General features: G+C 56.4%; 19 protein-coding genes. 12 read left to right on the forward strand and 7 right to left on the reverse strand.

Annotated features, from left to right (window positions below):
* Positions 1-159: 159 nt before the first annotated feature.
* Together clcA and erpA are read left to right on the forward strand one after the other, a co-directional pair.
* Positions 160-1,572: a H(+)/Cl(-) exchange transporter ClcA gene (gene clcA / locus QZ766_RS19970; protein WP_297206350.1), complete on the forward strand. Its 1,413-nt coding sequence runs from the start codon at positions 160-162 to the stop codon at positions 1,570-1,572.
* Positions 1,573-1,652: 80 nt separating this feature from the next.
* Positions 1,653-1,997 carry an iron-sulfur cluster insertion protein ErpA gene (erpA, locus tag QZ766_RS19975; RefSeq protein ID WP_297206352.1) on the forward strand — a complete coding sequence of 115 codons (345 nt, stop codon included), beginning with the start codon at positions 1,653-1,655 and terminating at the stop codon, positions 1,995-1,997.
* A gap of 61 nt (positions 1,998-2,058) precedes the next feature.
* Here the strand turns inward: erpA and QZ766_RS19980 are convergent, their stop codons facing one another.
* From QZ766_RS19980 to mtnN, 3 genes are read right to left on the reverse strand one after another with little or no spacing between them, the layout of a single operon-like run.
* On the reverse strand, positions 2,059-2,682 hold the full coding sequence (locus QZ766_RS19980; protein WP_297206353.1) for a TRIC cation channel family protein: 624 nt from the start codon (positions 2,680-2,682) through the stop codon (positions 2,059-2,061).
* A gap of 14 nt (positions 2,683-2,696) precedes the next feature.
* Entirely contained in the window at positions 2,697-3,497 is an 801-nt protein-coding gene (btuF, locus tag QZ766_RS19985) for a vitamin B12 ABC transporter substrate-binding protein BtuF (RefSeq protein ID WP_297206356.1), read from the reverse strand.
* Positions 3,490-4,188, reverse strand: coding sequence for a 5'-methylthioadenosine/S-adenosylhomocysteine nucleosidase (gene mtnN / locus QZ766_RS19990; RefSeq protein ID WP_297206359.1), 699 nt, complete (start codon positions 4,186-4,188; stop codon positions 3,490-3,492). The genes btuF and mtnN overlap by 8 nt, the downstream gene beginning before the upstream one ends.
* An 82-nt stretch (positions 4,189-4,270) precedes the next feature.
* Here mtnN and dgt point away from each other — a divergent pair, with 82 nt between their 5' ends.
* Positions 4,271-5,785, forward strand: a complete 1,515-nt coding sequence (dgt, locus tag QZ766_RS19995) for a dGTPase (protein WP_297206362.1) — start codon at positions 4,271-4,273, stop codon at positions 5,783-5,785.
* Between the two features lie 226 nt (positions 5,786-6,011).
* Positions 6,012-7,442: a serine endoprotease DegP gene (gene degP / locus QZ766_RS20000; RefSeq protein WP_297206364.1), complete on the forward strand. Its 1,431-nt coding sequence runs from the start codon at positions 6,012-6,014 to the stop codon at positions 7,440-7,442.
* A gap of 44 nt (positions 7,443-7,486) precedes the next feature.
* Here the strand turns inward: degP and QZ766_RS20005 are convergent, their stop codons facing one another.
* From QZ766_RS20005 to map, 4 genes are all read right to left on the reverse strand, one after another.
* Entirely contained in the window at positions 7,487-7,876 is a 390-nt protein-coding gene (locus QZ766_RS20005) for a DUF3461 family protein (protein WP_297206366.1), read from the reverse strand.
* 111 nt (positions 7,877-7,987) lie between these two features.
* Positions 7,988-8,812 (reverse strand): 2,3,4,5-tetrahydropyridine-2,6-dicarboxylate N-succinyltransferase, encoded by an 825-nt coding sequence (gene dapD, locus QZ766_RS20010; RefSeq protein ID WP_297206368.1) that lies wholly within the window; start codon positions 8,810-8,812, stop codon positions 7,988-7,990.
* A 35-nt stretch (positions 8,813-8,847) separates the two neighbouring features.
* Positions 8,848-11,511, reverse strand: coding sequence for a bifunctional uridylyltransferase/uridylyl-removing protein GlnD (glnD, locus tag QZ766_RS20015; protein WP_297206370.1), 2,664 nt, complete (start codon positions 11,509-11,511; stop codon positions 8,848-8,850).
* Between the two features lie 60 nt (positions 11,512-11,571).
* On the reverse strand, positions 11,572-12,366 hold the full coding sequence (map, locus tag QZ766_RS20020) for a type I methionyl aminopeptidase (protein ID WP_297206373.1): 795 nt from the start codon (positions 12,364-12,366) through the stop codon (positions 11,572-11,574).
* 313 nt (positions 12,367-12,679) lie between these two features.
* On the opposite strand from map, the gene rpsB reads away from it, so the two are divergent.
* From rpsB to rseP, 8 genes are all read left to right on the forward strand, one after another.
* The gene (rpsB, locus tag QZ766_RS20025) at positions 12,680-13,405 is read left to right on the forward strand and encodes a 30S ribosomal protein S2 (RefSeq protein WP_297206375.1); all 726 of its coding nucleotides are present in this window, start codon (positions 12,680-12,682) and stop codon (positions 13,403-13,405) included.
* A 115-nt stretch (positions 13,406-13,520) separates the two neighbouring features.
* Entirely contained in the window at positions 13,521-14,372 is an 852-nt protein-coding gene (gene tsf / locus QZ766_RS20030; protein ID WP_297206377.1) for a translation elongation factor Ts, read from the forward strand.
* Positions 14,373-14,541: 169 nt separating this feature from the next.
* Positions 14,542-15,267, forward strand: a complete 726-nt coding sequence (pyrH, locus tag QZ766_RS20035) for a UMP kinase (protein WP_297206379.1) — start codon at positions 14,542-14,544, stop codon at positions 15,265-15,267.
* A 151-nt stretch (positions 15,268-15,418) separates the two neighbouring features.
* On the forward strand, positions 15,419-15,976 hold the full coding sequence (frr, locus tag QZ766_RS20040; RefSeq protein WP_297206382.1) for a ribosome recycling factor: 558 nt from the start codon (positions 15,419-15,421) through the stop codon (positions 15,974-15,976).
* Positions 15,977-16,066: 90 nt separating this feature from the next.
* Positions 16,067-17,263: a 1-deoxy-D-xylulose-5-phosphate reductoisomerase gene (ispC, locus tag QZ766_RS20045; RefSeq protein WP_297206384.1), complete on the forward strand. Its 1,197-nt coding sequence runs from the start codon at positions 16,067-16,069 to the stop codon at positions 17,261-17,263.
* Positions 17,264-17,449: 186 nt separating this feature from the next.
* The gene (gene ispU, locus QZ766_RS20050) at positions 17,450-18,208 is read left to right on the forward strand and encodes a (2E,6E)-farnesyl-diphosphate-specific ditrans,polycis-undecaprenyl-diphosphate synthase (RefSeq protein ID WP_297206388.1); all 759 of its coding nucleotides are present in this window, start codon (positions 17,450-17,452) and stop codon (positions 18,206-18,208) included.
* A 12-nt stretch (positions 18,209-18,220) separates the two neighbouring features.
* The gene (gene cdsA, locus QZ766_RS20055) at positions 18,221-19,078 is read left to right on the forward strand and encodes a phosphatidate cytidylyltransferase (protein ID WP_297206391.1); all 858 of its coding nucleotides are present in this window, start codon (positions 18,221-18,223) and stop codon (positions 19,076-19,078) included.
* A gap of 11 nt (positions 19,079-19,089) precedes the next feature.
* Positions 19,090-20,442 (forward strand): sigma E protease regulator RseP, encoded by a 1,353-nt coding sequence (gene rseP, locus QZ766_RS20060; RefSeq protein ID WP_297206393.1) that lies wholly within the window; start codon positions 19,090-19,092, stop codon positions 20,440-20,442.
* The last annotated feature ends 3 nt before the right edge of the window (positions 20,443-20,445 follow it).

Here is a 20,445-nt window from a genome sequence, read left to right on the forward strand (position 1 = left end):
AAGCGTGTTAGCCAACTATTCTAAGTTATTCCCGGCGAGTTATGAAAGTTTTGCCCAATTGAAACAATCCGGGAGAGAGGCATTTTTTTGACGACGCGCCGCGCGACGCTGGTTACAATGCGTCCTGCGAAAATTGTATTACCAATAAATGATAATGGCATGAAAGCAAATACTCCCTCTTTTGAGTCACAACAAATTATCCGGCTGCGGCGCGGCGATGCGGTGCGTCGGCTGGTACAAAGGGACAAGACGCCGCTGGCGGTGTTGCTGATGGCCGCCGTCGTCGGCACGCTGGCGGGGCTGGTCGGCGTGGGGTTTGAGCGCGCCGTCCACTGGGTGCAGACCGTGCGTGTCGATGCGCTGGTGCACACCAACAGCATTCTGGTCTGGCCGCTGGCGTTTATCCTCTCCGGACTGCTGGCGATGGTTGGCTACTGGCTGATGCGCCGCTTTGCGCCAGAGGCGGGCGGCTCCGGCATTCCCGAAATTGAAGGGGCGCTGGAGGAACTGCGGCCGGTGCGCTGGTGGCGGGTCATTCCGGTGAAATTCATCGGCGGGATGGGGACCCTCGGCGCCGGCATGGTGCTGGGGCGCGAAGGGCCGACGGTGCAGCTCGGCGGTAACGTCGGGCGGATGGTGCTGGATATTTTCCGCATGCGCAAACCTGAGGCTCGCCATACGTTGCTGGCCACCGGCGCGGCGGCGGGTCTGACGGCGGCGTTTAACGCCCCGCTGGCCGGGATCCTGTTTATTCTCGAAGAGATGCGCCCGCAGTTTCGCTACAACCTTATCTCCATCAAAGCCGTATTTATCGGCGTGATCATGTCCTGCGTGGTCTTTCGTATCTTCAATGGCGAAAGCGCGGTCATTGAAGTGGGCAAGCTCACCGATGCGCCGGTCAACACGCTGTGGCTGTATCTGATACTGGGCATGATTTTTGGCTGCGTCGGACCGCTGTTTAATTTTCTGGTGCTGCGCACCCAGGATATGTTCCAGCGCATACACGGCGGCGATATCACAAAGTGGGTGCTGATTGGCGGCCTGCTGGGCGGACTGTGCGGCGTACTCGGGCTGATTGAGCCGGAGGCGGCGGGAGGCGGTTTCGATCTGATCCCCATTGCCGCCGCGGGCAAGTACGGCGTCGGTCTGCTGATCTTTATTTTCGTTGCCCGGGTAGTCACTACCCTGCTGTGCTTCTCCTCCGGCGCGCCGGGCGGCATTTTTGCGCCAATGCTGGCGCTGGGTACGCTGCTGGGTACCGCCTTCGGCATGGCGGCGGCAGTCTGGTTCCCGGCCTATCATTTACAGGCGGGCACCTTCGCCATTGCCGGGATGGGGGCGCTGTTCGCGGCCTCGGTGCGTGCGCCGCTTACCGGGATCGTGCTGGTGCTGGAGATGACCGATAACTATCAGCTCATTTTGCCGATGATTATTACCTGCCTCGGCGCTACCCTGCTGGCGCAGTTTCTCGGCGGCAAGCCGCTGTACTCGACAATTCTGGCGCGCACGCTGGCAAAGCAAAATGCCGAAAAGGCACAGCAGGAGAAGCCGATTGCCGGGCAGACCACTTGAACGATCGGGTTGCGTGTCGGATAATGGCTAATTATATCTGGCTAAAGTATCGCCAGATGCTGAATAACCGGGAGTAAGAAATGAGCGATGACGTAGCGCTGCCCCTGCAGTTTACCGATGCAGCGGCCAGTAAAGTAAAGAACCTGATTGCCGATGAAGATAATCCGAACCTGAAACTGCGCGTCTACATTACCGGCGGCGGCTGCAGCGGTTTTCAGTATGGCTTTACCTTTGACGATCAGGTCAACGACGGCGATATGACCATCGAGAAGCAGGGGGTTGGCCTGGTGGTTGATCCGATGAGCCTGCAGTATCTGGTCGGCGGTTCGGTGGATTACACCGAAGGTCTGGAAGGTTCGCGCTTTATCGTGACCAACCCGAACGCCAAAAGCACCTGCGGCTGCGGCTCCTCGTTCAGCGTCTGATCAGTACCGTCTCTTGCCCGGCCAGCGCGCCGGGCAGGGGAGTTCCTCTCTCAGCAACACCTCAGCGAATTTTATCATCCAGCGCAAATGTCGGCAGCTTCAGGTGCCAGTAAATCGCCGCCAGACGGATCGCCAGCGTCACCAGCATGCCGAGCATTGAGGCGTTTTCCAGCGGCATGCCGAAGGTATAGTGCGCCGTGGCGTGCACTATGCCGCCCGCGATGCAGGCCGTGGCGTAGATTTCGGTGCGCAGGATCATCGGCACCTCGCGGGCCAGCACGTCGCGGATAATGCCGCCGCCCACGCCGGTGACCACGCCCATGCAGACCGCCACCAGCGGGCCGGTACCGGCGAGAAAGGCCTTGTTAACGCCGATGCCGACGAATACCGCCAGGCCGACGGCGTCCAGTACCGGCAGCATCCACTTCGGCATTCTGCGCGGCTGGCGCACCAGCAGAATGGTCAGCATGCTGGTGATCATCGCCACCACCAGATCGGTCGGATCTTTGACCCAGAAAACCGGACCGTGGGCCAGCGCCATATCGCGAATGGTGCCCCCGCCAACGGCGGTAACGACCCCGAGCACCAGCACGCCGAACGGATCCATCCGCAGCTTGCCGGCCAGCAGCACGCCAGAGATCGCAAACACGGCGGTTCCCACAATATCCAGCCAGTAGACGAGCATTAACCTGTTTCCCGTTAGTTAAGCTGCGCCAGCGCGGCGCAAAGTTGTTCTGCGGCGAGGATAATACGCGGCGAAGCGCGCTCGAACCAGTCGCGATTGACGGTAATCACCGGGATCTTAAGCTGATCGTGCCAAAACTGGCGAATATTCGCCGCAGTAGCGCTATCGCCAGCGGCGACAATCGCCTGCGGGTGGCGGGTTAACACCTGCTCGCGGCTAATCTGCGGCCAGGGGACGGGGCTGTCGGCGAAGATGTTTTCTGCGCCGCAGGTCTGCAATATCTGGTTCTGAATGGAGTCTTTATTACTGGTAAACAGTGGCGTGAGGCCAAACTGCATAAAAACGCGCTTTTTGTCACCGCGTTGATAACGCGCCTGCAGGCGGTGAAGATCGTTCAGCATTGCCCGCGCGGTTTCGCGGGCTTTTTGCGGCTGCGGGCTCCAGGCCGCCAGCTGAACGATGGCATCGGCAATGCTCTCGACGCTACCGGCCTCAATCCACAGCACCTTTATGCCGAGCGCGCGCAGCTGATTTACCTGGCGTTCGGGGTTGCCGCTGCGCCAGGCGAGCACGACGTCAGGCTTCAGGGCAAGAATGCGCTCAATGTTAATTCCCTGCCAGCTTGCTACCCGTTCGATACCGGCGGCCTGCGGCGGGTAATCAGAATAGTCGCTGACCGCCAGCGGCGTAATGCCGGCGGCGAAGGCCAGTTCGGTATTGGCGGGAGAGAGGCTGATGACTCTCGGCGCGGCAAGCAGCCACGCCGGAAGCAGCATCAGCAGGGCGATAAGCGTCCGGGTGCAGGATTTAGCCATGCGCCAGTTTCTGGACCAGCGCTTCAACCATCAGGCTTGACTGGCTGGCCGCTACGGTAAGGAACTCGTCGAAGCTGATGTGCGACTGCTGGTCGGCTACGTCGGAGATAGCGCGCACTACCACAAAGGGAACGCCGAAGTTGTGGCAGACGTGGGCGATTGCGGTAGCTTCCATTTCGACGGCCACCGCCTGCGGGAAGTTGTGGCGGATTTTTGCCAGCGCGACGGAGCCGTTGATAAAGGCATCGCCGCTGACAATCAGGCCGCGAACGGCGTTGAGGTTAAGCTCGCCGATGCAGGTTTCTGCCGCCGCCACCAGTTTCGGATCGGCAGCAAAGGCTGCCGGGCAGCCGGCCATCTGGCCGTACTCGTAACCAAAGGCGGTAACGTCGGCATCGTGATAGCGGGCTTCGTCGGATACTACAATGTCGCCAACCTTGAGCGTCGAGGCCAGCCCGCCTGCGGAGCCGGTATTGATAACAATGTCCGGCTTGAAGTGGTCCAGCAGCAGCGCCGCGCCCATTGCCGCCGCGACTTTGCCAATCCCTGACTTCAGCAGCGCCACGTCAACGCCGTTCAGCTGGCCGGTATAAATTTCGCTGCCGCCGAGGGTGAGCGTCTGGCGGTTGTCAATTTTGTCGCGCAGTAGCGCCACTTCTTGTTCCATTGCGCCAATAATGCCGATTTTCATAGATTTACTCGCGATGTGTCAGGATTAAAGGCATAGTTTATCATGCGCCCAGAGGATGCGCATTTCCGGACCGGGAGAGGCTATGGCTACAATGGATTTCCGTAAAAAGATTAACTGGGGTCGGCGCTACCGCGCTTTGCAAACCGCGGCGACCGAGTACGAGATCCTGCGCATCTTTGAAAGCGATCGCGGGCGCATCATCAATTCACCGGCCATCCGGCGGCTGCAGCAGAAAACCCAGGTGTTTCCGCTGGAGCGCAACGCGTCGGTACGTACCCGGCTGACCCACTCAATGGAAGTGCAGCAGGTCGGGCGCTATATCGCCCGGGAAGTGCTGAGCCGCCTTAAGCAGCAGAAGCTGCTGGAAGCATACGGGCTGGATGAGCTGACCGGACCGTTTGAGAGCGTGGTCGAGATGGCCTGCCTGATGCACGACATCGGCAACCCGCCGTTCGGCCATTTTGGCGAGGCGGCGATCAATGACTGGTTCCGCCAGCGGCTGTGGCCGGACGATGCAGCCAGCCAGCCCCTGAGCAACGACCGCTGTACCGTTTCGCCTCTGCTGCTGCGCGATGGCGAAGCGTCTCTCAATGAGCTGCGGCGCAAGGTCCGCCAGGATTTATGCCAGTTTGAAGGCAACGCGCAGGGTATCCGCATGGTGCATACCCTGATGCGCATGAACCTCACCTGGGCGCAGGTGGGCTGCATTCTGAAATACACCCGCCCGGCCTGGTGGCGCGGTGAACCGCCCGTGGGCTACAGCTATCTGATGAAAAAGCCCGGTTATTACCTCGCGGAAGAAGCCTATATTGCGCGCCTGCGTAAAGAACTTGAGCTGGCGCCTTACAGCCGATTCCCGCTGACCTGGATCATGGAGGCCGCGGACGATATCTCTTACTGCGTCGCCGACCTTGAAGACGCGGTTGAAAAACGCATATTTAGCGTCGACCAGCTTTATCAGCATCTTTATGAGGCCTGGGGCACGCACGAAAAAGGCTCGCTGTTTGATCAGGTGGTGGAAAATGCCTGGGAAAAGTCCCGCGCCAATTCCTTTAGCCGCAGTGCGGAAGATCAGTTCTTTATGTATTTACGGGTCAATACTCTGAATAAACTGGTGCCGTACGCCGCCCGCCGCTTTATCGAAAATCTGCCGCAAATTTTTGACGGCAATTTCAATCAGGCGCTGCTGGAGGACGACAGCGATTATAGCCAGCTGCTCGAACTTTATAAGAGCGTTGCGGTAAAAGAGGTGTTCAGCCATCCCGACGTTGAGCAGCTGGAGCTGCAGGGATACCGGGTTATCAGCGGGCTGCTGGATATTTATCAGCCGCTGCTGAAACTGTCGCTGAGTGATTTTAGCGAGCTGGTGGAAAAAGAGCGCCTGCGCCGGTTACCGATTGAGAGCCGCTTATTTCAGAAGCTTTCAACTCGCCATCGGCTGGCTTACGTGGAGGCGGTAAATAAGCTCTCCCGCAGCGCTGTGGATTTTCCGGCGCTGGAGTTTTATTACCGCTGCCGCCTTATTCAGGATTATATCAGTGGCATGACCGATCTTTACGCATGGGATGAATACCGCCGGCTGATGGCCGTGGAATAAGTCGCGAGTTTTGTAAAGATGGACAATATTTTTTTACTTTTTCCAGAGACTTAAATCCTGAACTTCGCGCTATAAAATGAATCTGATAAATCACCTACGCAGCAATGTATCCACAACATCACGCAAGCTGTCGCAGAATGCCGGGTGGGAATCTCCGGCGCGCAAGGGCGGCTTATTCGACGATGTGTGTACCTGTAATGATTTGAATAGAGACTGAGATAGCAACATGAAAAAAACAACGTTAGCAATGAGCGCGCTGGCGCTTAGCCTGAGTCTGGCACTTTCTCCTTTAGCAACCGCAGCGGAAACCGCGTCTTCAGCCACCACTGCTCAGCAGATGCCGAGCCTGGCGCCGATGCTGGAAAAAGTGATGCCGTCCGTGGTCAGCATCAACGTTGAAGGCAGCACGTCGGTAAATACGCCGCGCCTGCCGCGTAACTTCCAGCAGTTCTTCGGTGATAACTCCCCGTTCTGCCAGGACGGCTCGCCGTTCCAGAGCTCGCCGTTCTGCCAGCAGGGCGGAGGTCCCGGCGGTGACGACAGCGCGCAGAAGCAGAAATTTATGGCGCTGGGTTCCGGCGTAATCATTGATGCCGCAAAAGGCTACGTGGTGACCAACAACCACGTGGTAGATAACGCGACTACCATCAAAGTCTCTCTCAGCGACGGTCGTAAGTTCGATGCCAAAGTCGTTGGCAAAGATCCGCGATCCGATATCGCGCTGATCCAGATTAAAGATCCGAAAAACCTGACCGCTATCAAGATGGCGGACTCCGACGCGCTGCGGGTTGGTGACTACACCGTGGCTATCGGTAACCCGTTCGGCCTCGGTGAAACCGTGACCTCCGGCATCGTGTCCGCGCTGGGCCGCAGCGGGCTGAACGTGGAAAACTACGAAAACTTTATCCAGACTGACGCCGCCATCAACCGCGGTAACTCCGGCGGCGCGCTGGTGAACCTTAACGGCGAACTTATCGGTATTAATACCGCGATCCTCGCCCCGGACGGCGGCAACATCGGCATCGGCTTTGCTATTCCGAGCAACATGGTGCAGAGCCTGACCGAGCAGATGGTTAAATATGGTCAGGTGAAACGCGGTGAGCTGGGCATTATGGGTACCGAACTGAGCTCCGACCTCGCGAAAGCGATGAAGGTCGACGCCCAGCGCGGGGCATTCGTAAGCCAGGTGATGCCGAACTCGTCAGCGGCGAAAGCGGGCATTAAAGCCGGAGACGTCATCACTACTCTGAACAACAAGCCGATCAGCAGCTTTGCTGCGCTGCGCGCGCAGGTCGGTTCAATGCCGGTTGGCAGCAAAGTGGAGCTTGGCCTGCTGCGCGACGGTAAGCCGGTGAGCGTCACGCTGGAACTGCAGCAGAGCAGCAGCACCCAGGTTGACTCCAGCACCATCTTCAAAGGCATTGAAGGTGCTGAGATGAGTAACAAAGGCGCTGATAAAGGCGTGGCGGTGAGCAGCGTTAAGGGCAACACGCCGGCGGCGATGATTGGCCTGAAGAAAGGGGATGTGATTATCGCGGCTAACCAGCAGCCGGTGAAAAACATTGCCGATCTGCGCAAGATCCTCGACAGCAAGCCGTCGGTTCTGGCGCTGAACATTCAGCGCGGCGACAGCACTATCTATCTGCTGATGCAGTAATCTAGCAAGCGCCCTTTCCGGTCGGGAGGGGCGCTTTACTGACGCTAGCGTCCGCGCGTCAGCTTTTCCAGATCCGATTCAATTTCCGTTATCTTATTGGCGACCACGCTTTCCAGATGGCGCAGATCGTCAAGAATTTTACGCTTCAAATCCACTTCGGTGCGGTCCCGCTGGCACAGGCTGTCCAGCTCGTCGATAATGTAGCGCAGGTTGGGGCTTATCTCCTGCACTTCGCGATAGCCCTGGCCTATGCCCTCAGCCGCTACGGTTTTACGCTGGCGCGGGTATTTAAATTTAACGCTTTTTGCAAAAAACTCGCCCTTGTCCTTCTGAAAGTAGATTTTCAGGATATCGTTGTTGGCTTCCTGACGGAGGCTGTAACGATCGATTTCTTCAGGGTTAGAGATGCCTAAACTTTTCAGATTGTCGTACATGTCGGTATCCTTAATTCAAACATAACCTTTGAATAATTAACGTGAAAATCGACTTTCGCCAGCCGCGGGCATAAAAAAAGCGGGGCTGGCCCCGCTTTCGCTCATCCCGAATCAGTCAATGGTGCGCAGCAGTTCGTTGATGCCCACTTTGCCGCGGGTTTTCGCGTCCACTTTCTTGACGATCACCGCGCAGTAGAGGCTGTATTTGCCGTCTTTTGACGGCAGGTTACCGGAAACCACTACGGAGCCCGCCGGAACGCGGCCGTAGAACACTTCGCCGGTTTCGCGATCGTAGATTTTGGTGCTCTGGCCGATGTAAACGCCCATCGAAATAACCGAGCCCTCTTCAACAATGACGCCTTCAACGATTTCAGAGCGGGCGCCGATAAAGCAGTTGTCTTCGATGATGGTCGGGTTCGCCTGCAGCGGCTCCAGCACGCCGCCAATGCCGACGCCGCCGGAGAGGTGGACGTTCTTGCCGATCTGCGCGCAGGAACCGACAGTCGCCCAGGTATCGACCATGGAACCCTCATCCACGAAGGCGCCGATATTGACGTAAGACGGCATCAGCACGGTGTTGCGGGCGATATGCGCGCCCTGGCGCACGGCGGCCGGCGGTACTACGCGGAAACCTTCTTTCTGGAAGCGGGCTTCGTCGTAGTCGGCAAATTTCATCGGGACTTTATCGAAGTAGCGGCTCTCAGCACCTTCCATCACCTGGTTATCGTTGATGCGGAAAGAGAGCAGAACCGCCTTCTTCAGCCACTGATGAGTAACCCACTGGCCGTCAATTTTTTCAGCCACGCGCAGCGCGCCGGAATCCAGCAGAGCGATAACTTTATTTACCGCTTCGCGGGTGGCGGTGTCTGCATTTGCCGGGGTGATGTCGGCGCGACGCTCGAAAGCGGATTCAATAACGTTCTGTAATTCCTGCATGGTTTACTCTTTTCTCTTCACTTTTAAAAAAAACGTTACCCTTTATCGTTTGGATTAAGGGCCTCTGTCAACCGCTGTTGTACTTCCTGCTGCAGCTCATTATTAAGGGCGCGCCGGTCAGCAGTGGCGATTATAAATAAATCTTCTACTCGCTCACCAATTGTGGTGATCCTGGCCCCGTGCAGCGAAATACCGAGGTCGGCAAAGACCTGACCGACGCGGGCCAGCAGTCCCGGTTGATCGAGAGCGATAAGCTCCAGAAACGACTTTTTATCGGTATGCGTCGGCAGGAAGTTGACCTCGGTATCGACGGTAAAGTGCCGCAGGCGCGACTGCTGGCGGCGCGGCGCGGGCGGCTGCCAGGTCCGCTGGCTGATGGCCTGCTCCAGTCCCTGGCGGATCGCAGTATGCCGGTCGCCGGAGAGCGGGCTACCGTCGGGCTCCAGTACGATAAAGCTGTCCATTGCCATGCCGTCCCGGGTGGTAAAAATCTGCGCGTCGTGAACGCTCAGGTTGCGGCGATCCAGCTCGGCGCACACGGCGGCGAACAGGTAAGGCCGGTCGGGACTCCAGATAAAGATCTCGGTGCCGCCGCGGGTGGCCTGCGGGCTCAGCAGGATCATCGGCTGGTTAAGATCGTGATTGAGCAGGTGGCGGGCGTGCCACGCCAGCTGGTTGGGCGTATGCCGCACGAAGTAGCTTGCCCGGCAGCGGGCCCAGATGCGCTGCAGCGCATTCTCGTCAATGCTGTCCATCCGCAGCAGCGCCAGGGCCTGCAGCTGGTGGTGGCGCACCCGCTCACGCATGTCGGGCGCGTTCTGCATCCCGCGCCGCAGCTGCTTCTCGGTGGCGAAATAGAGCTCGCGCAGCAGGCTCTGCTTCCAGCTGTTCCACAGGGTTTCATTGGTGGCGCAAATGTCCGCTACGGTGAGACACACGAGGAAGCGCAGGCGGTGCTCGGTCTGTACCTCTCCGGCGAACTGCTTGATCACTTCCGGATCCTGGATGTCGCGGCGCTGGGCGGTGACCGACATCAGCAGATGATGGCGTACCAGCCAGGCAACAAGCTGGGCTTCGCGGGAGTTAAGGCCATGAAGCTCGGCAAACTGCAGTACGTCCTGGGCGCCGAGCACCGAGTGATCGCCGCCGCGCCCTTTGGCGATGTCGTGAAACAGCGCGGCGATCAGAATCAGCTCGGGCTGATTCAGCCGCGGCCAGAGATCGACGCACAGCGGATGGCGCGAGCGGGTCTCCTCCAGCGCAAAGCTCTCCAGTTTTAACAGGACGCGCAGAGTGTGCTCGTCCACGGTATAGGCGTGAAACAGGTCAAACTGCATCTGGCCGACAATGTGCGACCACTGGGGCATGTAGGCCGACAGCACGCTGTGCCGGTGCATCGGCAGCAGGCCGCGGCTGACCACGCCGGGATGGCGCAGCATACCGATAAAAATCGCCCGCGCTTCGGGGATGTAGCACAGCGGCTGGCGCAGGTGACGGCGAGCGTGGCGCAGATGGCGTAAGGTTGTGGAATAGATGCCGGTAATGCTGCTGTTGCGCACCATGATCCCGAACATGCGCATAATTGCCTGCGGCTCGCGCATAAACAGGTCTTCATCACGCAGATCGATAAGGGTGCCGCGCAGCTGAAATTCGTCATCCAGCGGGCGGGGCTTTTCGTCGGCGGTCAGAGCCAGTATTGCCTCATCGAACAGCTGCAGCAGCATCTGGTTCAGCTCGCCGACCCGGCGCGTGACGCGATAAAAATCCTTCATCATCTGCTCGACCGGCTGGTTGCCTTCGCCGCTGTAGCGCAGGCGCTGGGCGACGTTCAGCTGTCGGTCAAACAGCAGGCGGTTATCGTAGCGGTTAATTTCCAGATGCAGCGCGAAGCGGATGCGCCAGAGCAGGTGCAGGCACTCGTTGAGTTCGTTGCGCTCCGCTTTGGTCAGAAAACCGAAACCCACCATCTCATCCAGCGAGGTGGCGCCGAAATGGCGGCGGGCGACCCACTGCAGCGTGTGAATGTCGCGCAGGCCGCCGGGGCTGCTTTTAATATCCGGTTCAAGGTTATAGCTGGTGCCGTGATAGCGCTGGTGGCGCACCCGCTGCTCTTCCACTTTGGCGGCAAAAAAGCGCTCCGACGGCCAGAAGCCATCGCTGAAAATATGTTTCTGCAGCTCCAGAAACAGGGCCACGTCGCCAATCAGCAGCCGTGATTCCACCAGGTTGGTGGCGACAGTGAGATCCGAGAGTCCTTCCAGCAGGCACTCCTCCAGCGTGCGCACGCTGTGGCCAACCTCCAGCTTGATATCCCACAGCAGCGTCAGCAGTTCGCCGACATTTTGCGCCTGCTCGTCCGTCAGCTTTTTCCGGCTGAGGATCAGCAGATCGATATCCGAGAGCGGATGAAGCTCGCCGCGCCCGTAACCGCCAACGGCAACCAGCGCCGCATCATCGACGCTGCCGAAGCCGTAGTGCAGCCACAGGCGCTGCAGCAGCTGATCGATATAGGCGGTACGGGCCACAATAAGCTGCTCGGCGGAAAGTCCGTTATCAAACGCCTCCCCCAGCCAGCGCTGGAAGCTGTCGAGATAAGCTTTGATATCAGCACGGTTAAGTTCCGCGTCGCACCAGCGGGCGGGCAGGGGAGGCTGACCGGGAAGAGTTACTGCGGTGGAAACAGGAAAGGAATTACTCATAGCGCCACCCATAAGAAAAAGCGATTGCCCGTAAAAAAGCCGGCTGGCGCCGGCTTTCTGTTAGTCGTTGTGCGAGATTATCGCCGGGATGGTGTCATCCTTTCGCAGCGTCAGAATTTCGCAGCCGTTATCCGTGACCACAATAGTATGCTCGTACTGTGCCGACAAGCTGCGGTCTTTGGTTTTCACCGTCCAGCCGTCTTTCATGGTGCGGATGCGGTAGTCGCCGGCATTAACCATCGGCTCTACGGTAAAGGTCATGCCGGTCTGCAGCACCACGCCGCCGTCGTCAGCATCGTAGTGCAGCACCTGCGGCTCTTCGTGGAAGCCTTTGCCGATGCCGTGGCCGCAGTATTCGCGCACCACGGAGAAGCCTTCCCCTTCGGCATATTTCTGGATAGCGGCGCCCAGCGTGCGCAGGCGGATGCCCGGTTTTACCATCCGCAGCGCCAGGTAAAGGCTCTCCTGGGTTACGCGGCACAGACGCTCGCCGAGAATAGTCGGCTTGCCGACAATAAACATCTTCGAGGTGTCGCCGTGGTATTCGTCTTTGATCACGGTTACGTCGATATTAACGATATCGCCATCTTTCAGCAGTTTCTGGTCGTCCGGGATCCCGTGGCAAACCACTTCATTAATAGAGATGCAGACGGATTTAGGGAAACCGTGGTAACCGAGGCAGGCGGAGACCGCGTGCTGCTCGTTAACGATGTAGTCGTTGCAGATTTTATCCAGCTCGCCGGTGCTTACGCCCGGTTTAATGTGCGCTTCGATCATCTCCAGTACGTCGGCGGCCAGACGGCCCGCGACGCGCATTTTTTCAATTTCTTCAGGTGTCTTAATTGAGATAGCCATCAATTCTGTCCATCAGGGCCGATTATCGGCAATACTTAAAGTGAGTGTCCTTAATGGTAACAGTCTGGAGTATGGCCTGCCAAATTGAGAATCATTAACAGCACGCAATAGTAACAACAGTTGGTTTATCTGTACGAATTGTGGTATAAAGCGCGCCGACTGATACGATTTGTATCAAAGGCGAATCGGTCACTACTCTCACTTTGTGTAAATAACACACACGTATCGGCACATACGCCGGGGTGCCCTTCGGGGTCGGTTGTATGGGATACGTGGAGGCATAACCCCAATTAACTCTATAGAGGTTTTAAACATGGCAACTGTTTCCATGCGCGATATGCTCAAGGCTGGTGTTCACTTTGGTCACCAGACCCGTTACTGGAACCCGAAAATGAAGCCTTTCATCTTCGGCGCGCGTAACAAAGTTCACATCATCAACCTTGAGAAAACTGTACCGATGTTCAACGAAGCCCTGGCTGAGCTGAGCAAGATCTCCTCTCGTAAAGGTAAAATCCTTTTCGTTGGTACCAAGCGCGCTGCAAGCGAAGCGGTTAAAGAAGCTGCAACCAACTGCGACCAGTTCTTCGTGAACCATCGCTGGCTGGGCGGTATGCTGACTAACTGGAAAACCGTTCGTCAGTCCATCAAACGTCTGAAAGATCTGGAAACTCAGTCTCAGGACGGCACCTTCGAAAAACTGACCAAAAAAGAAGCGCTGATGCGCACCCGTGAGCTGGACAAGCTGGAAAACAGCCTGGGCGGTATCAAAGACATGGGCGGCCTGCCGGACGCACTGTTTGTTATCGACGCCGATCACGAGCACATCGCTATCAAAGAAGCGAACAACCTGGGTATCCCGGTATTCTCTATCGTTGATACCAACTCCGATCCGGACGGTGTTGACTTCGTTATCCCGGGTAACGATGACGCAATCCGCGCTGTTACTCTGTACCTGAACGCTGTTGCTCAGACTGTTCGCGAAGGCCGTTCTCAGGACCTGGCTTCCCAGGCTGAAGAAAGCTTCGTAGAAGCTGAATAATAAGGTTTAAGCCCTTATTAGCTGGTATAGATAGGGGCCTCTTAGATGGCCCCTTTTTCACTTTTATACCGTCTGGCTTTACGCCGGGCGGTCTCAATTCCCCGAGGATTTTAGAATGGCTGAAATTACCGCTTCCCTGGTAAAAGAGCTGCGTGAACGTACTGGCGCAGGCATGATGGATTGCAAAAAGGCGCTGACCGAAGCAAACGGCGACATCGAGCTGGCAATCGAAAACATGCGTAAGTCTGGTGCGATCAAAGCGGCTAAAAAAGCAGGCAACGTTGCTGCTGACGGCGTAATCATCACTAAGATCGACGGCACCTACGGCATCATTCTGGAAGTTAACTGCCAGACTGACTTCGTGGCTAAAGATGCTGGTTTCCAGGCATTTGCTAACAAAGTTCTGGACGCAGCCATTGCCGGAAAAATCACCGACGTTGACGTTCTGAAAGCACAGTTCGAAGAAGAGCGCGTTGCCCTGGTTGCTAAAATCGGTGAGAACATCAACATTCGTCGCGTTTCCTCTCTGGAAGGTGACGTTCTGGGCTCTTACCAGCACGGCGCGCGTATCGGCGTTCTGGTTGCTGCTAAAGGCGCTGACGAAGAGCTGGTTAAACAGCTGGCGATGCACATTGCTGCAAGCAAGCCGGAATTCGTTAAGCCGGAAGACGTGTCTGCTGAAGTTGTTAACAAAGAGTACCAGGTTCAGCTGGACATCGCGATGCAGTCCGGTAAGCCGAAAGAAATCGCAGAGAAAATGGTTGAAGGCCGCATGAAGAAATTCACCGGCGAAGTTTCTCTGACCGGTCAGGCTTTCGTCATGGACCCGAGCAAAACTGTTGCTCAGCTGCTGAAAGAGCACAACGCTGACGTAACTGGCTTCATCCGCTTTGAAGTGGGCGAAGGCATCGAGAAAGTTGAGACTGACTTTGCAGCAGAAGTTGCTGCGATGTCCAAGCAGTCTTAATTTTTTTGTTGAAAAGGAGCCGCCTGAGGGCGGCTTCTTTTTGACCTTCGTCTTGACCTTGGTCATGCGAGAATTAGCCGGTCTCCTATAGTCTTGTACCGGTTTGCGACATACGCTGTGTCGCGTGAGTTAATCCCCTTTCAAATGTTGACAGTCCCAGGAAAGAAAAATGGCTACCAATGCAAAACCCGTCTACAAACGCATTCTGCTTAAGCTTAGCGGCGAAGCACTGCAGGGCACTGAAGGCTTCGGCATCGATGCCAGCATTCTTGACCGTATGGCGCAGGAAATTAAAGAGCTGGTCGAACTGGGCATCCAGGTTGGCGTAGTCATTGGTGGTGGTAACCTCTTCCGTGGTGCGGGCCTGGCAAAAGCGGGAATGAACCGCGTTGTGGGCGACCACATGGGCATGCTGGCAACGGTCATGAATGGCCTGGCCATGCGCGATGCGCTCCACCGCGCCTATGTGAACGCCCGCCTGATGTCCGCCATTCCGCTGAATGGCGTCTGCGATAACTACAGCTGGGCAGAGGCAATCAGCCTGCTGCGCGCCAATCGCGTGGTTATTCTTTCCGCAGGTACCGGTAATCCGTTCTTCACTACCGATTCTGCAGCCTGCCTGCGCGGTATTGAAATCGAAGCGGACGTCGTACTGAAAGCGACCAAAGTTGATGGCGTATTTACCGCCGATCCGGCTAAAGATCCTTCTGCGACCATGTACGAGCAGCTGTCCTATGCTGAAGTGCTGGATAAAGAGCTTAAAGTCATGGATCTTGCAGCCTTCACGCTGGCTCGCGACCATAAACTGCCGATTCGCGTATTTAACATGAACAAACCGGGCGCGCTGCGTCGCGTTGTTATGGGTGAAAAAGAAGGCACGCTGATTACGGAATAATTTCCGTTGCCGGGAAATACAGGTAAGATTCCGCTCTACACCCGCGGTTTTTTACGCGAAGTCTGTTGCGCTTCGCGATGAATTAAACGGGGCTATACTTAGCGTATCGCAGGTTTAGCCTGTCTGAGACAAGTTTCCAAGGATTCGTAACGTGATTAACGACATCAGAAAAGATGCTGAAGTTCGCATGGAAAAATGCGTAGAAGCATTCAAAAACCAAATCAGCAAAGTACGTACCGGCCGCGCCTCTCCGAGCCTGCTCGACGGTATTACCGTTGAGTATTACGGTACCCCGACACCGCTGCGCCAGCTGGCAAACGTCACAGTGGAAGATACCCGCACGCTGAAAATCAACGTATTTGACCGTTCTATCAGCGCGGCAGTTGAGAAAGCCATTATGGCCTCCGATTTGGGCCTCAACCCAAGCTCCGCGGGCACCGATATCCGCGTACCGCTGCCGCCGCTGACCGAAGAACGTCGTAAAGACCTCATCAAAGTCGTGCGCGGTGAAGCCGAGCAGGGCCGCGTTTCCGTGCGCAACGTGCGCCGCGATGCTAACGATAAAGTGAAAGCACTGCTGAAAGAGAAAGAGATCAGCGAAGATGACGATCGTCGCTCTCAGGACGATGTGCAGAAGATGACCGATGCAGCTATCAAGAAAATTGATGCGGCGCTGGCGGACAAAGAAGCAGAGCTGATGCAGTTCTGATTTTTTGAAAGATATTTTGTGAACGCCGTACAGGAAACCTTCGGGTTTGCTGGCGGCGTTTTTGTTTTTCAGACTTCAGCAGGATGAGCAATGAAGTATTTAACCGTTCTGGGCTCAACGGGCTCTATTGGCTGCAGCACGCTCGACGTGGTGCGGCATAACCGTGACGCTTTTACCGTTGTCGCACTGTCGGCGGGTAAAAACGTTGAGCGAATGGTCGAGCAGTGCCTGGAGTTCTCCCCGCGCTTTGCCGTCATGGACGATCCGCAGAGCGCCAGAACGCTGAGCGAGTTCCTGCGCCTGCGCGGCTGTCAAACATCGGTTTTGAGTGGACAGCAGGCCGCCTGCGATGTCGCCGCGCTGGATGATGTGAATATGGTGATGGCGGCGATTGTCGGTGCGGCCGGCCTGCTGCCAACGCTTGCGGCGATCCGTGCCGGCAAAACTATCCTTTTGGCGAACAAAGAGTCGCTGGTGACCTGCGGGCGTCTGTTTATGGACGCGGTAAAGGAGAGCGGGGCGCGCCTGCTGCCGGTGGACAGCGAGCATAATGCTATTTTTCAGAGTTTGCCGGAAACAATTCAGCAGCAGCTGGGGTACGCTTCTCTTGAGCAGCACGGCGTATCGTCGATCCTGCTCACCGGGTCTGGTGGCCCATTCCGTGAAGCTCCGCTGGCCAGCCTGCGCGATATGACGCCGGATCAGGCCTGCAGGCATCCGAACTGGTCGATGGGGCGCAAAATCTCCGTTGATTCCGCCACCATGATGAACAAAGGTCTTGAATATATAGAAGCGCGCTGGCTGTTTAACGCTTCTGCGGCGCAAATGGAAGTGATTATCCATCCGCAGTCGGTCATTCACTCGATGGTCCGCTATCGCGACGGCAGCGTTCTGGCCCAGCTTGGTGAGCCTGATATGCGTACGCCGATAGCCCATACCATGGGCTGGCCAGAGCGCGTTAAATCAGGTGTTAAGCCGCTGGATTTCTTCACTACCGGCGAGCTTTCATTTACCGCACCTGATTACCAGCGCTACCCGTGCCTTAAGCTGGCGATGGCGGCGTTCGAGCAGGGCCAGGCAGCGACCACGGCGCTGAATGCGGCCAATGAAGTTAGCGTTGCGGCATTCTTAGCCTCCCGCATTCGCTTTACTGATATCGCCGCCATTAATCAGGGCGTACTGGACTCTCTCAACGTACGCGAGCCGACGAGCGTAGAGGAAGTTATGGCGGTGGATGCGCAGGCAAGGCTAAGCGCGGATGCAGAAGTGACGCGCTTCTCAAGCTGATGATTATTCACCTGCCAATCGCGCTGCTATTTGTGAGCGCTGGGCTTCAGTGTTATAGTCTGCGCCACCCTTTAGCACGCCATAAGGCGAGCATTATCGGGTGAGCCGTGATTCAGCACGGCTTTTTTGCGCAATTTATTTGTATTTCGGGACCGCTAATTCCTTTTCATGGATTAATAACGCGTTATGTTGTCTGCCAATCAATTAAACAGCGAAAGTCTGCCGGAACATGGCTGTCGCCATGTGGCCATCATTATGGATGGCAACGGCCGCTGGGCGAAAAGACAGGGAAAAATTCGCGCTTTCGGCCACAAAGCCGGCGCAAAATCTGTTCGCCGCTCAGTCTCCTTTGCCGCGAATAATGGTATTGAAGCACTGACGCTTTACGCGTTCAGCAGCGAAAACTGGAATCGCCCTGCGCAGGAAGTCAGTGCGCTGATGGAGCTGTTTGTCTGGGCGCTGGACAGTGAGGTGAAAAGCCTTCACCGGCATAACGTACGTCTACGCATTATTGGCGATACCGGGCGCTTCAATGCCCGCCTGCAAGAGCGCATTCGTAAAGCGGAAGCCTTGACCAGTAACAACACCGGGTTAACGCTGAATATCGCCGCAAATTACGGCGGGCGCTGGGATATTATCCAGGGCGTGCAGCACCTTGCTGAGCAGGTCAAACAGGGGCATCTTTCCCCCGAAGCGATCACTGAAGATATGCTCAATCAGCAGATCTGCATGCATGAGCTGGCTCCCGTTGATTTAGTAATTAGGACTGGCGGAGAACACCGCATCAGTAACTTCCTGCTGTGGCAGATAGCCTACGCGGAACTTTACTTTACCGATGTTCTCTGGCCTGATTTCGATGAACAAGACTTTAAAGGTGCTCTGCATGCCTTTGCTAATCGTGAGCGTCGTTTTGGCGCTACAGAGCCTGGTGACGAAAAAGCCTGACGGGGGTTGCTTTTGCTGAAGTATCGCCTGATTTCCGCGCTTATCTTAATCCCCGTCGTCATTGCGGCGCTGTTCCTGCTGCCGCTGGTCGGTTTTGCTATTGTCACTCTGGTCGTCTGCATGCTGGCAGCGTGGGAGTGGGGGCAGCTGAGCGGATTTAAATCTCGCCCGCAGCGGGTCTGGCTGGCTGTCCTGTGCGGCTTGCTGCTGGCGGCAATGCTGCTGTGGCTGCCAGCGTACCACCAAAATGTTAATCATCCCTTGATAGCCGGTTCTCTGTGGGCCTCGCTGGGATGGTGGTGTGCGGCACTGATACTGGTACTGACTTATCCTGGTTCAGCGACGCTCTGGCATCGCTCAACGCTGCTGCGGCTGGTATTTGGTCTCCTAACCATTGTCCCTTTCTTCTGGGGCATGATTGTACTGCGCGGCTGGCACTACGATACCGATCATTACAACGGTGCTTTCTGGCTGCTCTACATCATGATCCTCGTCTGGGGAGCGGACTCCGGTGCCTATATGTTCGGCAAGCTGTTTGGTAAGCACAAACTGGCACCGAAAGTGTCGCCGGGTAAAACCTGGCAGGGCTTTCTTGGTGGGTTACTTACCGCAGCCGTTATCTCATGGATTTACGGCGCGTGGGCAAATCTTGACGTGGCGCCGTCGACGCTGCTCATTTGTTCGATCGTCGCCGCGCTGGCTTCTGTGCTTGGCGATCTCACGGAAAGCATGTTTAAACGGGAAGCGGGCATCAAAGACAGCGGTCATCTGATCCCGGGCCATGGTGGTATTCTTGACCGAATTGACAGCCTGACGGCGGCAGTTCCGGTCTTTGCCTGTTTGCTATTGTTAGCGTTCAGGACTTTCTGACGGAAGGGTTTATGCTGAGCATTCTCTGGAACCTGGCGGCATTCATTGTTGCACTAGGTGTGCTGATCACCGTGCATGAATTTGGTCACTTCTGGGTTGCTCGCCGCTGCGGCGTGCGCGTAGAGCGTTTTTCCATTGGTTTTGGCAAAGCGCTCTGGCGCCGGGTCGATCGCCGCGGCACAGAGTTTGTCATCGCGCTAATTCCGCTGGGCGGCTACGTCAAAATGCTTGATGAGCGCGTCGAGCCGGTTTCTCCTCAGATGCGTCATGAGGCGTTCAATAATAAAACCGTAGGCCAGCGCGCGGCGATTATTGCCGCCGGCCCGATTGCCAACTTCATCTTTGCCGTCTTTGCTTACTGGCTGGTTTTCTTAATTGGCGTTCCGGGCATTCGCCCGGTTATCGCCGATGTCGCGCCAGATTCTATTGCCGCAAACGCACAAATTTCATCCGACACGGAACTTAAAGCCGTGGACGGTATCGAAACGCCTGATTGGGATGCGGTCAGGCTCCAGCTGGTGGCTAAAATTGGCGATGGGCAAACAACGCTCACCGTATCCCCTTTCGGCAGCCAGCAGCGCCAGGATAAAATCCTCGATTTGCGCCACTGGGCATTTGAACCTGATAAAGAGGATCCCGTTGCTTCGCTGGGCATTCGACCGCGCGGGCCGCAGATTGATTCTGTACTGGCCGAGGTGCAGGCCGACTCCGCGGCGCAAAAAGCAGGTTTGCAAGCGGGCGACAGGATCGTTAAAGTCGAGGGTCAGCCGCTAACACAGTGGATGACTTTTGTTAATCTGGTGCGCGATAATCCGGGGAAACCTCTGCGCCTCGAGATTGAAAGACAGGGCAGCCCCTTGTCTTTGACGCTAATACCAGATACAAAACCCGGTAAAGGGAAGGCAGAAGGGTTTGCGGGTGTAGTTCCAAAAGTTATCCCGCTGCCAGAAGAGTACAAGACAGTACGCCAGTACGGACCATTCAATGCCATCATTCAGGCCACGGATAAAACCTGGCAGTTGATGAAGTTGACGGTTCAGATGCTGGGAAAATTGATAACCGGTGACGTTAAACTGAACAACCTCAGTGGGCCGATTTCCATCGCTCAAGGGGCTGGGATGTCTGCGGAGTTTGGGTTGATTTACTACCTGATGTTCCTTGCGCTTATCAGTGTAAATCTGGGAATTATCAACCTGTTTCCGCTTCCCGTGCTAGATGGGGGTCATCTGCTCTTTTTGGCGATTGAAAAGCTGAAAGGCGGGCCGGTATCCGAGCGAGTTCAAGACTTTAGTTATCGCATTGGCTCAATACTGCTGGTGTTGTTAATGGGGCTTGCACTTTTCAATGATTTCTCTCGGTTGTAAGAG

The organism is uncultured Pluralibacter sp. (assembly GCF_913775985.1).
Classification (GTDB): Bacteria; Pseudomonadota; Gammaproteobacteria; order Enterobacterales; family Enterobacteriaceae; genus Pluralibacter.

Coding starts and splice junctions, on each gene's coding strand:
- clcA (WP_297206350.1), top strand. CDS start 160: ATGAAAGCAAATACTCCCTCTTTTGAGTCACAACAAATTATCCGGCTG.
- erpA (WP_297206352.1), top strand. CDS start 1,653: ATGAGCGATGACGTAGCGCTGCCCCTGCAGTTTACCGATGCAGCGGCC.
- QZ766_RS19980 (WP_297206353.1), bottom strand. CDS start 2,682: ATGCTCGTCTACTGGCTGGATATTGTGGGAACCGCCGTGTTTGCGATC.
- btuF (WP_297206356.1), bottom strand. CDS start 3,497: ATGGCTAAATCCTGCACCCGGACGCTTATCGCCCTGCTGATGCTGCTT.
- mtnN (WP_297206359.1), bottom strand. CDS start 4,188: ATGAAAATCGGCATTATTGGCGCAATGGAACAAGAAGTGGCGCTACTG.
- dgt (WP_297206362.1), top strand. CDS start 4,271: ATGGCTACAATGGATTTCCGTAAAAAGATTAACTGGGGTCGGCGCTAC.
- degP (WP_297206364.1), top strand. CDS start 6,012: ATGAAAAAAACAACGTTAGCAATGAGCGCGCTGGCGCTTAGCCTGAGT.
- QZ766_RS20005 (WP_297206366.1), bottom strand. CDS start 7,876: ATGTACGACAATCTGAAAAGTTTAGGCATCTCTAACCCTGAAGAAATC.
- dapD (WP_297206368.1), bottom strand. CDS start 8,812: ATGCAGGAATTACAGAACGTTATTGAATCCGCTTTCGAGCGTCGCGCC.
- glnD (WP_297206370.1), bottom strand. CDS start 11,511: ATGAGTAATTCCTTTCCTGTTTCCACCGCAGTAACTCTTCCCGGTCAG.
- map (WP_297206373.1), bottom strand. CDS start 12,366: ATGGCTATCTCAATTAAGACACCTGAAGAAATTGAAAAAATGCGCGTC.
- rpsB (WP_297206375.1), top strand. CDS start 12,680: ATGGCAACTGTTTCCATGCGCGATATGCTCAAGGCTGGTGTTCACTTT.
- tsf (WP_297206377.1), top strand. CDS start 13,521: ATGGCTGAAATTACCGCTTCCCTGGTAAAAGAGCTGCGTGAACGTACT.
- pyrH (WP_297206379.1), top strand. CDS start 14,542: ATGGCTACCAATGCAAAACCCGTCTACAAACGCATTCTGCTTAAGCTT.
- ispC (WP_297206384.1), top strand. CDS start 16,067: ATGAAGTATTTAACCGTTCTGGGCTCAACGGGCTCTATTGGCTGCAGC.
- ispU (WP_297206388.1), top strand. CDS start 17,450: ATGTTGTCTGCCAATCAATTAAACAGCGAAAGTCTGCCGGAACATGGC.
- rseP (WP_297206393.1), top strand. CDS start 19,090: ATGCTGAGCATTCTCTGGAACCTGGCGGCATTCATTGTTGCACTAGGT.